This window comes from Acinetobacter guillouiae, assembly GCF_002370525.2.
Taxonomy (GTDB): domain Bacteria; phylum Pseudomonadota; class Gammaproteobacteria; order Pseudomonadales; family Moraxellaceae; genus Acinetobacter; species Acinetobacter guillouiae.
The window spans coordinates 3863715-3880062 of the sequence record NZ_AP014630.1 but is presented as its reverse complement, the minus strand read 5'-3'; the positions used below and the strand labels follow the sequence as shown (position 1 = coordinate 3880062).

The following is a 16348-nucleotide window of genomic DNA, read 5'->3' as shown; positions in this document are numbered from 1 at the left end:
TTTTTATTAATATACACAATGATCGAATCAGCTATGTGAGGTCATTCATTGATATCCTGACGATTTCTGGCTCTTTTCCACTCAATAAAAGTACAAATCAGTGCTGTTGGTAGTATAAGGACAAACTGGAGATAAAGAAAAGTGAATAAAGGGGAAGGCGTGACTATAGCAATGATAAGAATAAAAGGGGCTAGCATAAAGCCTAAAAGACACCCATAGATTAAACTATAACGCCAAGAGGCTAACGCTAATTTACTTGCAAAAAAGTGCTTAAATAAGAGATTGGTAATGATGGCTGGAATGCATCCTAAGAGATAACCAATGGGAGTAATCAAGATGGATGCAGCAATCATTGGAAATATAATAGATGGTGTAATGAGTCCTTTTAAAAACCGCATTGGATCATAAAAAAATAATCCGCTGTGAAATGTGATCGTGATAATAAATGTACCAATGAGTGGACCACAGAGGATAAATGCAGATATTTTTCCTTGGTTATTCTTTGATATATCCATATTGAGGCGAGCCCCTTTTTTTCATTTTTATAATGATAGTGTAGTAAAACATTAACATAAAAAAAGACTTCCGAAGAAGCCTTTTAGTGATTTATGATCGTCTAGGATGAGACAATCAATACTTAAGAAACTTTATCACCTGGTTTCGCACCAGATTCAGGTGAAATCACCCAAACGCCATCACCATTTCCAGCAGCAAGCACCATACCATTTGAAATACCAAAACGCATTTTACGCGGCGCAAGGTTTGCAACCATAACCACCAATTTGCCAGTTAAGTCTTCAGGTTTGTAGAACTCACGGATCCCACTGAATACATTACGTGGTTCAGCTTCACCGACATTTAGAGTCAATTGAAGCAGCTTATCAGAACCTTCTACTGTTGCTGCTTCTAAGACTTCAGCAACACGCAAGTCGACTTTGATAAAGTCATCAATCGTAATGATTTCTGCCTCACCCACTTTGGCTTCAGGCTTTTTCTCTTTGGCTTTTTCAGTTTTCTTTTCTGCTTTCGCTGGTGTTGCAGCAGCTAAAGATTCTTTTGATGCATCAACCATTGCAGCAACTGCTTTGGGATCAACACGTTGCATCAATGGTTGGAATTGAGCAATTTCATGCGCAACTAAAACCGTTTTTCCTGAAGTAAAATCAAAACTTTCAAGTTTTAAGAAATCTTGAACTTGTGTTGCCAAAGTTGGTAGTACTGGTGCCAAGTAAACAGCCAATTGGCGGAATAGGTTGATCCCAACAGAACAGACATCATGAACTTGTTGTTCCTGACCTTCTTGTTTTGCCAAAGCCCATGGTTTTTTCTCATCAATATACTGATTTGCACGATCAGCAAGAGCCATGATTTCACGTATAGCGGTTGAAAACTCACGCGCTTCATAAGATTGAGCAATTGAATCACCCGCATCAATGAAACTTTGAACCAGCTCAGGTTCAGCACATGTTGCAGACAAGCTATTGTTAAAATTGCTGTTAATGAATTTTGCACAACGACTGGCAATATTCACAACTTTACCTACCAAATCTGAATTTACTTTTTGTACAAAGTCATCAAGATTCAAATCGGAATCTTCAACTTTATCAGAAAGTTTAGAAGCAAAGTAATAACGTAAATATTCAGGATTTAAGTGCTGTAAATAGGTTTCAGCTTTAATAAATGTGCCACGCGATTTTGACATTTTTTGACCATTTACAGTCAAGAAACCATTTACGAATAGACCTGTAGGGGTGCGGTAATTTGCACCTTCTAACATTGCAGGCCAGAACAACGCATGGAAATATACAATGTCTTTACCAATGAAGTGATACACCTCATTTTTAGAATCTTTTTTCCAGTAGTCGTCAAAGCTTAATTCTGGGCGTTTCGTTTTGATGTAATTTTCAAAACTTGACATATAGCCAATCGGGGCATCAACCCAAACATAGAAATATTTATTTGGTGCATCTGGAATTTCAAAGCCGAAATAAGGCGCATCACGAGAGATATCCCAATCGTTTAAACCATTTTCAAACCATTCATCTAACTTATTGGCGATCGAAACAGGTAAACGACCTTCGTCACGCGTCCATTTTTGCAAGTATTCGGCAAAGTTTGGGAGTTTAAAGAAATAATGATCTGATGATTTTTCAACAGGTGTCGCACCACTTAATGTTGAGCGTGGATTCAATAGCTCTGTTGCATTATAGGTCGTACCACATACTTCGCATGAGTCGCCATACTGATCTTCCGCTTTACATTTTGGACAAGTCCCTTTAATGAAACGGTCTGACAAGAACATGCTTTTTTCAGGATCAAACAACTGAGTAACAGGACGAATCGCAATATTGCCTGCCTCACGGTTTTTAATATAGATTTCCTCAGAACGGGCTTTATTTTCATCGCTATTGGTTGAATCATAGTGATCGAAATGTACGCCAAAGCCATCAAAATCACGGATATGCTCTTTTTGCACATTGGCAATTTGCGCTTCTGGACTAATCCCATTTGCTTCTGCACGGAGCATGATTGCTGTACCGTGTGCATCATCCGCGCAGACATAAGTCACGTCATGACCCATTGCACGCATGGCACGAACCCAGATATCTGCTTGGATGTAGCCGAGTAGGTGACCCATATGAATAGGACCATTTGCGTATGGAAGGGCGTTAGTGACTAAAATATTTCGCACGGATATAACTCTCTTTCTCAAAGTTAATGCAAGGGCATTGATTTTAGCGTAATTGCTATGAAGATGCACAACAGAATAGGTGAATTCTTTTCAAATGTAGATTTTTATGCATATTCTTATATCTGCCAATTCATTATTATAGAATGGTGTATTCGTGTATTTCCCAAGAGCAATAAATCTATGATTGATGATGAATATTTTGATGATGACCAGCCTGTAACCCGTATTCCACAAAATCAAAATAGTAAAAATCTGATTGAAAAAAATATTCTGAAACAAGCTGAACGCTATTTTGCAGATATTTCTGAAGATGAACATCAGTATCTTATTGAAACACTCAATGGGTTTGCTCAAGAAGAGCCTTATTTTGAAGTTTTAGCCAATCAATTGGATCAGCCTGTTGGGGCTAAAATTGCCAATGATGCTCTCAATCTATTGCATTTTTGGCAATTGATACATGAAGCTGAGGATATTGCTCAGTTTAATCTTTTAGATGTGATCAACAGTGAGTTTTTTCAGTCCGAGATGTTTAAAGCTTTTGATCAATTAGCGCTGGGTGAGCAGAAGTCACAATACCAAGCTGTGTTAGAACAAAGCTTTAAACTCTATCAATTAGAGTTGTATGCGGGATGTATTCCATTGCTTTATGCCCAATTGGAAGGCTTGTTAACGGCTGTTTTAGTTCAAAATGGTTATTTAAAACAACAGGACACCAAGTTTATTGATGTCTATAAAATCGTTCCTGGGTTAAAAGGTCATGAAATTAAAAGTTTGTGGCATAAAGCTAAAATTGCCAATGAATTGAATCATTATTTTTTAGAGTTGGCTGCTTATAAGATGGATAGTAGTTCAACGGTGAGTATGACACGGCATAACATTCTGCATGGTACGGATTTGAATCATTTTAATCAGGGGCGCAGTTTCGTATTGTTTATTTGGTTGTTTGCGGCAGTCAGTTTTATGGGAAATGTCCGATCATAAAGTTCGAATCGTGATGATACTTCACCTAAACTTCACATCTTAATCAAACACGCTACATTTTAATTTTAGAAACTAAAACCAAGATCGAAGAAGGAGAAAATTATGCGGTCTTGGTATGTATTTGTTGCCTCAGCATTTGCGAGTTTGGGCGCTGTTCTCAGTTTAATTGTACCATTTTGCCTTTTTCTATATTTTTATCAGGGCGATTTATTTATTTCAGCTTCTGAACGAACTTCAAGCCGAGGCATGGAAGTCGTATTGTATTTAACCCCATTTTTACTGCTGGTCGGGTTTTTTAGCTACACAGTTATTTTTAAAGTATTTAAAGCACCTCAAAAAATCATCGAAACAACACAGATTATAAAATCTACAACTTTGATTTTTATCATTATGCTAAGTTTTTTATTCTTAGTTTTATGCTTAGATGGTGCTCTATCTAGCTTTATCGAGGCATTGAGTTATTTAATCTTCGTTTATTTACTGTTATTGCTCCCGTTTTGTATCGGTCTAGTTCTCGGAAATGCAGTTTACTTCATTTTATGCAGAAAATTTAATGCGCAGAATATGTTTAGAAAACAAGTACATCATTGGGTTTAAATTTGCGTTTCATGTTATGTTCGAACTTCGATATCAATAAGAAATTACCTATGCTTAAACTGATTGCCGAAGACTTTATCCAAGTGGATAAAATTGATTTAGTTTTACCTTTATATCAACAATTAGTTGAGCAAACTAAACGAGAAGCGGGCTGTATAGCCTATGATTTATATCATGATTTACGCAATACAGGGCATTTTGTATTTATTGAGGAATGGGTGGATCGAGCTGCTTTAGATGCCCATGTTCAATCCTCCCATTTTCAGGATTTAGTCCCGCAAATTGATCAACATAGAAGACAAGACGGAATTTTTACCCATATGCAGCATTATTATGAATTGTTTAAAAAATGAATATTTAGCATCCATCTTCAATCATTTTCTTAATTTTGATTGCCTTTTCAAAATGATCAAGCTGATGGGTTTTAATCCACCATTCTGCCACTTGCATTAAGGTTTCTGGGTCATCATTTTTATTGGCAAAGAATGCATAAAAAGATAAACCAACATCATCTCCCTTTTTAGCAATTTTATCATTACAGACTCGGATAATTTTTTCTTTCATTAAGTGTCGCATTCGATAAGACTCAGTGTTTGTTTTAATTCAATGATTTTCAATCAATCAGAATAGGCTATTTTATTCATTTTGAAACAAAAAAACACATCGCTACAAACTGTGTATGAATTGTTAAAGAAATGCATCTTTTTACATTTTATGGAGTTTCAGTTGTTATAACTAGGGTGAGACTTAATTAAATAGGAAGAAAATCATGACAAATTTAGACGATTTAAAAAACAAAGCTTCTGAAGTAATTGATGATGTGAAGTTAAAAGCCAAAGAAGCAAAATTAGGTGCTGAAAAGGTTGCAGATGACCTCAAACATAAAGCAAAAGAAACACTGCTTAAAGGTGAGCAAGCTGTAAATGATTTGAAGCACAAAAAAGATGATGAAAAGTAATTTGAACAATCACTGAACAGCGCCACGCTGTTCAGTGATACTTTTTACTTAAGGTTCTTTACGAATCCACTCAATTTCACGAATCTGATTATTCACTACCGTAAAAGTATAAGTTACATTCTCAATCTCTTAGATATAGTTGGATACGGTAACCGTCGTTTTACCTTCTTTACGTTCATAAGTGTTCATTGAAATTGGAGATTGGCCAATCCGTGTCGACATTTCCGTCAAACTATCACCTACAGAAACCAATTGTCCTGAAGATGTCCGCACCGCAGTTGTAGATGTTCCAGCAAAAGTTGAACTCGAAATGATTAAAGAAAAAACTAAAAATAATAGAGACTTCATAGAGCTACCTTATTATTGTCAAAAATTACACAAAGTTGTTATGACCCAATGTGACTATAGCTATTTTTTATCCAGTATTTGTATGGGAATTATTAAGACAGCGTTTGTCATAGAAATCTAAATCGCAAAAACTAAAAGTTCATTCTGAACAATGAGATAAAATGATTGAATGGATTATTTTGGATGCTAAACCAACTAAATCAGTAGGATTAATAACAACATTCAAAAAGCTGAATAGAAGTTTGCTTAACCTCAGGTCAATTTACAGTTAAACTATCTGTTCTCAGTATTTATTGTATTTGCAAATTTGGAGCAAATCTATGTCGTGGCTTTCTTCGCTTAAATCAGTTTTTTCTCCTGCGCAGGAGGTGAAAGAGGAAGAAGTCCAATCTGTTTTGCAAAACTATATTTTGCCAAATTCAAATGTCTTAAAAGATCGTATTACTCAAGTGAATGTTGTAGGCCGAGTATTACAACTGACAATTAATACTTATCCTGAAGAGGCAGATCATTTACAAAAAATTCATGATGATCTCGCAGATGCATTGGAGAAGTGCGGTATTCAAGAGTTGAATCTGCATGTGATCCAACAAAAAATTCAACACGATTCGAGTTGTGGCAGTGATCAGCATGGAAAAACAGGGCATAGTTGCGCTTCAAAGCCCAAAGAGCAACATCCTAATCTTCCTCCAGTTGTCGATGCTTCTGCTAAAATGGCAAATACACAAGAAGATCCTAATAATCCGCCGATTCAAAAAGCAGCACCACAACAACGTGATATTCCGAAGCACCCTCGAATTCAAAATGTGATCCTTATATCATCGGGTAAAGGTGGTGTGGGTAAATCAACCACCACAGTAAATATCGCATTGGCTTTGCACAAATTAGGCTTAAAAGTCGGGGTTCTTGATGCTGATATCTATGGTCCAAGTATTCCAACAATGCTGGGGAATGCTGGGCAAACACCTAAAATAGAAGGTGAAAATTTTGTACCATTAGAAGCTTATGGTATGGCGGTACTTTCCATCGGTCATTTGATTGGAAAAGAAAATACGCCAGTTGCTTGGCGTGGTGCTAAAGCCACAGGTGCATTGATGCAACTGTTTAATCAAGCGCTATGGCCTGATTTAGATGTTCTAGTTATCGATATGCCACCTGGTACAGGTGATATTCAATTAACCCTTGCCCAGCGTATTCCTGTAACAGGCGCTGTGATTGTGACAACACCACAGAATGTAGCGTTGATGGATGCGGTTAAAGGAATTGAACTGTTTAATAAAGTACATATTCCAGTTATGGGTGTGGTGGAAAATATGTCGACGCATATTTGCTCAAACTGTGGTCATGAAGAACAAATTTTTGGTACAGGTGGCGGCGATCAATTGTCTGAGCAATATAATATTCCGTTGTTGGGACGATTGCCTCTAAATGTTCAAATTCGTGAAAATGCTGATGCTGGTAAACCTTCTGTGGTAGCAGGAGATGTTGCTGCAGAAAACTATATGGCGATTGCTGAAAAAATTGCACAAGCTTTACCTAAAGCCGAAAAAGATCCGCATAGAATTTTCTAAGAATTGACCTCTCAAGCGTCCTCTCTTTATTTTAACCATTGAATTAAAGAGAGGATGGTTGAGAATGGATCAATGAAATATTTAAACTTACTCGATAATAAGATTTTATACGCACTGCCCATTTTCAGTATCCTCAAAAATAAAATAATTAATGCTAAATATGAAGGGCATAGTACAAACGATGCTAAGTTAATTAAAGTTATTCCCAACTCAAAAAATAAAATTTAAATCGCCTTCTCTTAACTATCTGGATAAAAATATAGAAAATTGATCAACTGGTATATTCATTGCTTAGGTATAATTTCTAATTTAAACCATTGAGTAGACCATGCTATTAAAAAAAATCTTATGTACTTTGGGAATCTGTAGTTCGATGTTCTTGGCTGCATGTAATGATAGTGATTCAGGTAAAACCAATTCTAATTCAACGGCACAGAAATCATTGCAACCCATCATTATTCAAGGTGCATTACCTGTAGAGTCTGAGCAAATGGCCTCAAAACTAAGCAATTCTACAGTCGAAACTTTTGGTGGTTGGACGTTTTGGAAAGGAACCTATCAGGGTTATCCTGTGATTATCTCTAAAACAAGAATGGGAATGAGCAACTCTGCTGCAGCAACAGCAATTGCGATTGAACGTTATAAACCCATCGCGATTATTAACCAAGGAACATCAGGTGGACATGATCCAGATCTTAATGTCTATGATATTGTTTTAGGTCGTTATACCACCAATATTGGTGCATTTAGAACACCTAAAAAAGCAGTTGGAGAGGGTTCGAATTCTCTTGAATGGACAGAAGCTTTTGATGTGCTGCCTACGGATGAATCTGATCCTGAACCGATTGCGATTCGTAAATTTGAAGCAGATAAAGATCTGTTATTGGCAGCGCAGCGTGCAAAAACCAATTATAGCAAGGGCCGTGTGGTTGAAGGTACTATTGGTTCAGCAGATGTTTGGAACAATGAATTGGATCGAATTGCATTTTTCCATAAAAATTATGGCACTTCAGTAGAGGAAATGGAGGCAGCATCTGTGGCACAAATTGCCAGCCAATATAAAGTACCATTCCTTGGTGTTCGTATTTTATCGAACAATATTACCAATGGCGGTGCATATGACCCAGGTACTGGAGAAGCATGCCAGCATTATGTTTTAGATGTGGTTGTTGAATATATGAAAGCTAAACAAGCAGCTTTGAAGTAAATTTTTTATCAGAATAAGTTGGAGCTTGCTTAAAGAGTGTTTGGCTGTTTTTTGCGGTTATTCCATTTTTTAATCACGCTCCAACGCCAGTAAATACGTGTCGCAATAAAGAGTAGCGATGCAAATACAAATGCTTCAATAAACAAACCCGTTGCAAGAATTTTGGCTAGGCTAAAATCAATATGCCCATGGCCAAAGTTTTTGATCCAATGAATGATTTGATGGAAAACACCAAGTAACATTTCTTTATTGATCATATGCACATGATAAATTTTGGAACCAATCCAAAAGGCAAAAATCAAAATTGGCACAATGGTTAAAGGATTCATGATCCAAGCTAAAATTAAACCAATCGGTAAATTAGCTTCAAAGAATAATACTGAAAAAATAATCAATAAGGTGTGGAATGGGATAGGCAAGATGCCCCAAAAGGTACCAATAAACATCGCTTTAGAGATTGATTTTCGATTGACATACCAAAGCTGAGGACTTAAGGCTTTATCACCAAAAATCTTCATGAATTTCAAATTGTTGACTCGCTCTGGACTAGGGAGCCAAGACTGAAAAAAATGCTTTGCCATAAAAGTAGAAAATGCAAGAAAGGTAACTATTGTGCATCAATGTAGATAAAAACGACAACCTTTCTGACAAAAAACCTAATGAGTAAGAGAAAAATATGGATAAAGAATAGTCAATAAAACTGAAAATTTACTTAAAAAAGCCCTTTATTTGTGCCTAGGACTGCCTGTATTGGAACTACTTGTTGTTTTACGGTGAATCAGTGTTCTATTTGGGATAAACATACTGATTTAAAAGGTATTATTATTGATTTTAAAGTTTGATTTTGGACATAAAAACAGCATTTCTTCGATCAGTGACTTTGCAGTTCTTATCTGATTTTAAGTTTTCAAAGCATTGAAAATAAAATATATTTTTATTTAGGGTAATGTTCTTCAATAAGTTCTCTTACAATTAATTTTTTGCCAATTCAATTTAAAAGATTTAATCTGCGATCAATCCATTGATGAGGTCATTTAATGATTTCATGGTTTTTTATTGGCTTGGTGGTGACGATTCTTTTGACACCAGGACCAACCAATACGCTTTTAGCATCTTCTGGAATTCAAGTTGGAATTCGAAAATCTCTTGCATTAATTCCAGCGGAAGCGCTTGGCTATCTTATCTCCATTACCATTTGGGGATTAATTATTGGATCTGTGTCTAAACAGTTTCCAAGTGTGCCCGTTATTCTTAAATTATTTAGCGCAGGTTATATTTTATTCCTGGCTTTAAAATTATGGCGTACAGCAAATCGAGATGAAAACTTTAATCATGCGACAATTCGGGCGCGTGAGTTATTTTTTGCAACCCTTTTAAACCCGAAAGCACTTCTTTTTGCTTCTGCAATTTTTCCAACACATGTATGGCAAAATGCGTCTGCTTATACTTCACATATGTTGGTGTTTTTATTATTAATCGTACCGATTGCATTTTTTTGGACATTTATTGGTTCTGTGATTTGCAGTAATAAAGTGACTTGGCTCAATCAGCGTAATATGCAAAGAACTGCGTCTTTAGTTTTAGTGAGTTTTACTGTACCACTGAGCTACTCAGCACTTTTAAGCCTTTAACAATCGATTATAGTTAAACTTAAGTTTGTACGTTTACTTACAGACTTGGGTTGCTCTATTTCGTCATAAACATTCCTTTCAAAAGCAATTTCAGTTAAAGTACAGCGCAGTAAATAGCACAGTTTTGGGATAGAGATAAATGGCAATTAAGTCTGATCGTTGGATTCGTGAAATGAGCGAAAAGCACGGTATGATTGAACCGTATGCAGAAAACCAAGTGCGTTATGATGAACATGGTGAAAAGCTAATTTCTTATGGCGTATCTAGCTATGGTTATGACGTACGTTGTGCGCGTGAGTTTAAAGTCTTTACCAATGTTCACTCTGCCATTGTCGACCCTAAAAATTTCGATGAACGTAGTTTTATCGACATTGAATCTGATGTTTGTATCATCCCTCCAAACTCATTTGCGTTAGCACGTACTGTTGAATATTTCCGTATTCCACGTAATGTTTTGACGATCTGCCTAGGTAAATCGACTTATGCACGTTGCGGTATCATTGTAAATGTAACGCCGCTTGAACCTGAATGGGAAGGTCATGTGACATTAGAGTTTTCAAATACGACGAATTTACCTGCGCGTATTTATGCTGGTGAAGGTGTTGCTCAAATGCTATTTTTTGAATCTGATGAAGTTTGTGAAACCTCTTATAAAGATCGTGGCGGTAAATACCAAGGTCAGGTTGGGGTAACCTTACCTAAAGCTTAAATTAAAAATGAGCTGAAAGAAGCAAGTGTAAATCACTTGCTTTTTTTATGTATTGATCATGAGAAAATATGATTTATATACTATTTTTATTAGAATGAGCGCTGTCGTTAAACTTATTATTAAGTATATCTAATGAGGAGTGTTAAATTATTTTAAATAATTGTTTTTTATCTGAAAATTTAAAATTTATGCGGTGTGAATTTTAATCTATGGTATAAATAAAATTACGTTGATGTTAAATAAAAATGTGATTTATATCGTTTTATTTATTCAGAATTTGAATAGTACTTTAGCATCGGTATAAAAAATAAGGTCAAGCTTTGCTAAGGATGGAAGCGTACGATGTTCGAAAGAAAATATCTAAGTGTTGTATTACTGGTACTGAGTGGTTTAGGTGTAAATACTGCTCATGCTTCTACATTACAAAGACTGACTGATGAACAATTATCAGAAACGACGGGTCAAGCACTCATGAGTTTAAGTTATACATCACCAACAGATGCAAGTAATTTAGAGTCAAAACGTGATGGCAGTGCCAAAAATATAGGTTTTTACAAATTAGGCTTGGAAGCTGATTTAGAATTAAATGCAAATATAAAGAAATTACAATTAGGCTGTGGTGGAGTTAATAATTCTGTCCGTAGTGGGGTTTGTGATATTGATATCGACAATATTAGTTTGAGTGGTTTAGGTAATTCTGCATCTTCAAATACGGATAGTGATTCTGATCGAGCTGCCCGGGTTGGATCAAGTGCGGTATTAACCAATCCTTTTATTCAATTTGCGATAAAAAATCCAGATAGTGCATCCACGCGTGAAGTGGTAGGAATTAATTTAAGTTCAGAAAAAGCTATGGGCTTGATTACTTTTGGAAATGAAAATAGTGATACAAAAAATGGTATTAATTCATTAAGTGGATTTATGCAAATTGCGAAAGCAGGGGGATATGCTTCTGTAAATTCAATGACAGGAGTTTGTTATGACACAAGTGCAAGTGGCTGTAATATTGGAACTGGTGTAGATATTGTAGGAAAAGCGACAGGAACTTTATGTTGTGATATTGGAATTGGTTCTAAAAAGTATAATTTAAATATTAGTGTACCCAATAGTGGTGTGTTGAGCTTGCCTGTTCAACCTATTACTGGTAAACGGATTTCATCAGCAAGTTTATATGGTACTGCAACAATAGATGGTATTAAATTATCAGGAACAATTAATCCTAGATTGACAGGTTTAGGGAACCTTGAGTTGGGGAATAAAAACCTGATCGGAACGCTGAATAATTTAGTAGTAAATGTGACGATAGATGAAGATCTTGGTTATTTTCATAAAGCCAGCTTAAATGGAACACCTGTTTCGTTATCTTTACAGTCACAAGATCTGCAGTGGACAGGAGGGGTGTCGGTTGCGCAAAAGGGTTGGTGGTTAGAGTTTTCGAATCCAATTGATATCGGAGATGTAACACCAGCGAAACCCGTGGATATTGCGGCAAATACTTTAAGTGCGACCCTTCGGAAAGTAAGTGATTATTTAACCGACAAACCGATACAATGCGGCTTAACAGTATTGAATTGTGCATTTAGTGGTACGATTGATACCAAGACCATGACGCTTGGAAACGATGCTGCTGTTTCAATGCCTTTAAGTAATCTGAAATTAGTTAATCAGACTTTTACGCCCAATTGTTATGGTAGCTTGAAATTTTGTTAATTTTTATTGATTTATAGAATACTCAAGATCAAAAAATTAATACTAATCATGAATCAACTCTCTATATTAAATGTTTTAAAACCCACTTCGGTGGGTTTTAATGTCTTAAATTGTATTCCCGCAGATGTCTGTCGTTCCAACTGGATAGGTGAACTGAATTTGTGTTTGAGTTGTATCAAAATCATAACTACATGCAGCCCAACTGCTTATAAAAATTGAATTTATCATTAAACCGAATATCATTCTTTTCATGGTGTATTCCTTTTTGTTTTGAGATTTTACTATAAAGTTAAAATGGAATAGATTTGAAAATATCCGATAAAAAGGTTTAAAAAATTTAAATATTAAATACTTGATTTAAGTGGATTCATTTTAATTAAAATGTTTGAACTATTTTTATATCTATCTTTGATTTTTTATTTATATTTGAATTTAAAAAGTTTTTATTCTTGAAAATTTCTATAGAATTTTTTTCATGTGTTTTGATGCTATTTGGCATTTTGGTTTACTAACAAAAATTACAGTCATTTTGTCGGAAATTTAACCTATATTTAAAGACATTATGATAGATTAATCACATTATATTTCTCTATTGAAAACTAAAATACATTTTCATAACAGTAAGAGCCTAAATTTTATGAAGTTTATCTAAGATTAGGTTTGCTTATTGGAACAATAGAGTTTCACAATTTTGAACATAATCTAAGGATAAGGAGATGTTCATGCTTAAAATAAAGGCTTTGTGTGCAGCACTTTTTTCATTCAGTGTTGTTGCAATATCTGCTGTATATGCACAGTCTACAACTTTAAAAAGTATGTCTGATGAGCAACTCTCTGAAACGACAGGTCAGGCTTTAATGAGTTTGACTTATGTTGCACCCACCGATTCAGCAAATATGGAAGCAAAACGATCAGGTGGAGATAAAAGTATTGGATTTTATAAATTAGGTTTAGAAGCTGAACTTGAGTTAAATGCCAATATTAAAAAATTACAGTTAGGTTGCGGTGGTGTAAATGGAGCAGGGAACTGCGACATTGATATTGATAACTTGGGTTTGAGTGGTGTGGGAAACGCTGCAACATCTAATACAGATAGTGCTTCTGACCGAGCTGCTCGCGTAGGATCAAGTGCTGTTTTAACCAATCCATTTATTCAATTTGCAATTAAAAACCCTGAAAGTGCCTCTACACGGCAAGTCGTGGGAATAAATTTAAGTTCTGAAAAAGCAGTGGGGCTGCTGACGTTTGGTACTGAAAATAGTAGTACAAAAAATGGAATTAACTCCTTAAGTGGATATATGCAAGTTGCTGCTACGACTGGAACAGCATTGGTCAATGGTTTTGGTACGAGTAATGTCGCTGGAGAAGCAGCCAGAACACAGTTAAGACAATCTGATGGTTATAATGCGATTAATGGTAGGGCTTGTTGTCTTATATTTGGAGCATCAGTTGGGTTTTCTACGACTTCTTATGACCTTAATTTGAGGGATCAAGCAACTGGAAGTAATATTTTAAAGGGTGACTTAGTTCTTCCTCAACAAGTTATCACTGGTAAGCGTATCAATAGCGCAATTTTAAACGCCACTGCAAATGTTAGAACAATTGATTTATCCGGTACAATTAGTGCAACAGCATTGGCAATCATTCCCCTCAATAATAAATCAACTTCAGGAAGCATCAATAACTTAATTGTTGATGCAACAATTAATGAAGATTTGGGTTATTTTCATAAAGCCAGTTTAAATGGGACACCCGCTTCTTTATCTCTGCAAGGGCAAGATATTCAGTGGACAGGAAATAAATCAGTTGCTCAAAAGGGTTGGTGGTTAGAGCTGTCTAATCCAATTGATATTGGTAAAATTGATCCAACAGATAAGGTTGATATTCCAAAAGCGACATTAAACGCGATCATGGATCAAGTAGGTGCGTATTTAACCGATCATCCTGTTGATTGTGGTAGTTTTTTGGCTTTGAACTGCCTCGCAGGTACAGCCGTTCCTGTTGGGACTGTTGATTTAATCAATGCGCCTCATGCAACTATGCCATTAAATAATATACAGTTAGCTAAACAGGATTTTACTCCAAACTGCTATGGCTCATTAAAGTTCTGTTAATCAAATGCTTATTATGCTTTGGCAGTAACTGTGTTAAAACTTATGGTGAGTTTCTTGCTTAAAAAGATTCATTTGTCGGAAATGATAGATTTTAACCAAAAAAACTTTGTCATAATTAAAAAAATTACATAGTATGAAGTGTGATAGACATAACAAAACTGTATAAACAAGGATATGTGTTTTTGTACAGTTTGAAGTCTGAAATTTAAGAAATAAAATAAAATATGGTGCGGAGCATCGTATAACACAGGAAGGTCGTGGATGACTACACTCAATTATACGGTAAAATTTCATAAAACCGTTTTGGTGAGTTTCATTGGTTTATGTTTAAGCCAATCTTGCTTCGCACTCGAAGAAATGTCTGATGAAAAGTTAAGTGATACCACAGGCGAAGGTATTGCCTTATTGCCTAGAGACACTTATATGGTTTTTCAGGGCGCTGGAGTTAACCAAACTCAAGATACTGTGCTTACAAATCGTAATTTAGACACGGGCTATATCTATTATGTTCCTGTGGGACCATTATCATCAATCGTTCAAGATACCAATAAAGATGGTGTTGTGAATGCCAGTGACCATTCAGTCGGGAAAGCTGATTTATATCTATATGGTTTAGCGTTGTCTAAAAATGCCAGCAATAATGCCAACCTTAGATTAGATGCGGGATCAACCAATGGCGTAGCGAATGCTGCGATTAAAAGCTGGGGAACTGCAACCAACCCTTGGATATTCAATGTAAAAACAGACCTCAATGTACCTGACTTTGGTGCAGGTGCGGGTTCTGTAACATATTTAAATTTTGAAGCGCCGTTATATGAAAATTTATATTCATTTGCTGCCGATAAGAAAACAGTGACGACCAGTGCTTTTATTAATGATGTTGGTGGGGAAGATGCATATAACCTTAAACTTGCATTTTGGGCAGATGGTTTTGTACGCGATCAAAGTAAAGCTGACAAAGATCCAAATCAATTTAATTTAGGCGAGGGGTTTAGTACCACTGCGACGGGGCGAGCAAACCGTATTCGCTTACAAGGTATCTTTAACGGTTTTGGATTAAATGGCAGTAAAATTCAATTATTCCAAACGCTCGGTGGTGCTACAAATACGGGTGGTATGAGTGCTTTTTATAACAATACTTTAGGTTTGGCTGGTGTTATACGATTAAATAGTGGTGATGGTTCAAAATTATTGGGAACATCTACAGCAAACTCATGGACTGCTCCAGCGAATTTGATGAGCCATGTTTTTAGGATTAGCACTCAAGAATGTGGAGTTGGTAACTTGAATGGTTGTACCACTCCAGCAGCGCAAGACATCTTATCGACTCCAGCAATTAATGGCGGAACAGCACCGACTTTTTCAGATAAAGAAGGTATTTATATCTATAATTTGAATACCAATTTGGTGCTCGGTTCATTATATCAGCCTTTGATTCTCGGATCTGATGGAACAAACTTTAGTATAGAGCTGGCTAGGATCCCAAATAAAGAATCAATTTATAAGAAGATCTATACAGATTATACAGGGGCGGATACTTCATATACAGGCTCCACTTGTAATGTCTATAACTGCGGCACAAGTTCAATAGCGGGTTATCAAGGCAGTTCGGCAACACACAGTAGTATCAGTATAGGGACTGTTTATAGTATGGATGCAGGGAAGACTTTACTTGCAGATAAATCAGCAGGGGCTGTAGGGGTTTCATTTAATCAATTAAATAATGCCACCAGTTCAAATGCACAGAATAACTTAGGATCTGCCTTGATTGATGGAATGCTGATTCAGCATATGAAAATAACCACCAAAGGCTTATAGGATAGGAAGAAA

At 35.9% G+C, this 16348-nt stretch carries 16 protein-coding genes; 11 read left to right on the top strand and 5 right to left on the bottom strand.

The features are described 5' to 3' along the window. Window positions 1-41 precede the first annotated feature (41 nt). Both AS4_RS17985 and metG read right to left on the bottom strand, forming a co-directional pair. Window positions 42-515 carry a hypothetical protein gene (locus AS4_RS17985; RefSeq protein ID WP_096735076.1) on the bottom strand — a complete coding sequence of 158 codons (474 nt, stop codon included), beginning with the start codon at window positions 513-515 and terminating at the stop codon, window positions 42-44. Between the two features lie 122 nt (window positions 516-637). Further along, entirely contained in the window at window positions 638-2692 is a 2055-nt protein-coding gene (gene metG / locus AS4_RS17980; RefSeq protein ID WP_096735075.1) for a methionine--tRNA ligase, read from the bottom strand. 180 nt (window positions 2693-2872) lie between these two features. On the opposite strand from metG, the gene AS4_RS17975 reads away from it, so the two are divergent. The 3 genes from AS4_RS17975 to AS4_RS17965 all read left to right on the top strand — a co-directional run bounded on the left by AS4_RS17975 (window position 2873) and on the right by AS4_RS17965 (window position 4623). After that, window positions 2873-3673: a hypothetical protein gene (locus AS4_RS17975; RefSeq protein ID WP_096735074.1), complete on the top strand. Its 801-nt coding sequence runs from the start codon at window positions 2873-2875 to the stop codon at window positions 3671-3673. Window positions 3674-3775: 102 nt separating this feature from the next. Then, window positions 3776-4270, top strand: a complete 495-nt coding sequence (locus AS4_RS17970) for a hypothetical protein (RefSeq protein ID WP_096735073.1) — start codon at window positions 3776-3778, stop codon at window positions 4268-4270. Window positions 4271-4320: 50 nt separating this feature from the next. Beyond that, window positions 4321-4623, top strand: a complete 303-nt coding sequence (locus AS4_RS17965; protein WP_096735072.1) for a putative quinol monooxygenase — start codon at window positions 4321-4323, stop codon at window positions 4621-4623. 4 nt (window positions 4624-4627) lie between these two features. Here AS4_RS17965 and AS4_RS17960 read toward each other — a convergent pair whose 3' ends face one another. Next, window positions 4628-4846: a DUF6500 family protein gene (locus AS4_RS17960; RefSeq protein ID WP_096735071.1), complete on the bottom strand. Its 219-nt coding sequence runs from the start codon at window positions 4844-4846 to the stop codon at window positions 4628-4630. Between the two features lie 193 nt (window positions 4847-5039). Here AS4_RS17960 and AS4_RS17955 point away from each other — a divergent pair, with 193 nt between their 5' ends. Beyond that, window positions 5040-5228 carry a hypothetical protein gene (locus AS4_RS17955; protein WP_004723829.1) on the top strand — a complete coding sequence of 63 codons (189 nt, stop codon included), beginning with the start codon at window positions 5040-5042 and terminating at the stop codon, window positions 5226-5228. Window positions 5229-5357: 129 nt separating this feature from the next. On the opposite strand, the gene AS4_RS17950 is transcribed toward AS4_RS17955, so the two are convergent. Then, on the bottom strand, window positions 5358-5576 hold the full coding sequence (locus AS4_RS17950; protein ID WP_227548097.1) for a hypothetical protein: 219 nt from the start codon (window positions 5574-5576) through the stop codon (window positions 5358-5360). A 320-nt stretch (window positions 5577-5896) separates the two neighbouring features. On the opposite strand from AS4_RS17950, the gene apbC reads away from it, so the two are divergent. Then, window positions 5897-7147, top strand: a complete 1251-nt coding sequence (gene apbC, locus AS4_RS17945) for an iron-sulfur cluster carrier protein ApbC (protein WP_096735070.1) — start codon at window positions 5897-5899, stop codon at window positions 7145-7147. A 328-nt stretch (window positions 7148-7475) separates the two neighbouring features. Next, window positions 7476-8354 carry a 5'-methylthioadenosine/S-adenosylhomocysteine nucleosidase gene (locus AS4_RS17940; protein WP_096735069.1) on the top strand — a complete coding sequence of 293 codons (879 nt, stop codon included), beginning with the start codon at window positions 7476-7478 and terminating at the stop codon, window positions 8352-8354. A gap of 29 nt (window positions 8355-8383) precedes the next feature. Here the strand turns inward: AS4_RS17940 and AS4_RS17935 are convergent, their stop codons facing one another. Next, a complete protein-coding gene (locus AS4_RS17935) occupies window positions 8384-8935 on the bottom strand; it encodes a DUF2062 domain-containing protein (protein WP_096735068.1) in 552 nt (183 codons plus the stop codon). A gap of 456 nt (window positions 8936-9391) precedes the next feature. Here AS4_RS17935 and AS4_RS17930 point away from each other — a divergent pair, with 456 nt between their 5' ends. The 5 genes from AS4_RS17930 to AS4_RS17910 all read left to right on the top strand — a co-directional run bounded on the left by AS4_RS17930 (window position 9392) and on the right by AS4_RS17910 (window position 16336). Next, entirely contained in the window at window positions 9392-9985 is a 594-nt protein-coding gene (locus AS4_RS17930; RefSeq protein WP_004723817.1) for a LysE family translocator, read from the top strand. A 139-nt stretch (window positions 9986-10124) separates the two neighbouring features. Beyond that, window positions 10125-10694, top strand: a complete 570-nt coding sequence (dcd, locus tag AS4_RS17925) for a dCTP deaminase (protein WP_004723815.1) — start codon at window positions 10125-10127, stop codon at window positions 10692-10694. Window positions 10695-11036: 342 nt separating this feature from the next. Continuing rightward, a complete protein-coding gene (locus tag AS4_RS17920) occupies window positions 11037-12404 on the top strand; it encodes a hypothetical protein (protein ID WP_035370681.1) in 1368 nt (455 codons plus the stop codon). A gap of 722 nt (window positions 12405-13126) precedes the next feature. Beyond that, a complete protein-coding gene (locus tag AS4_RS17915) occupies window positions 13127-14518 on the top strand; it encodes a hypothetical protein (RefSeq protein ID WP_096735067.1) in 1392 nt (463 codons plus the stop codon). A gap of 261 nt (window positions 14519-14779) precedes the next feature. Next, window positions 14780-16336 carry a hypothetical protein gene (locus AS4_RS17910; RefSeq protein ID WP_096735066.1) on the top strand — a complete coding sequence of 519 codons (1557 nt, stop codon included), beginning with the start codon at window positions 14780-14782 and terminating at the stop codon, window positions 16334-16336. Window positions 16337-16348: the final 12 nt, after the last annotated feature.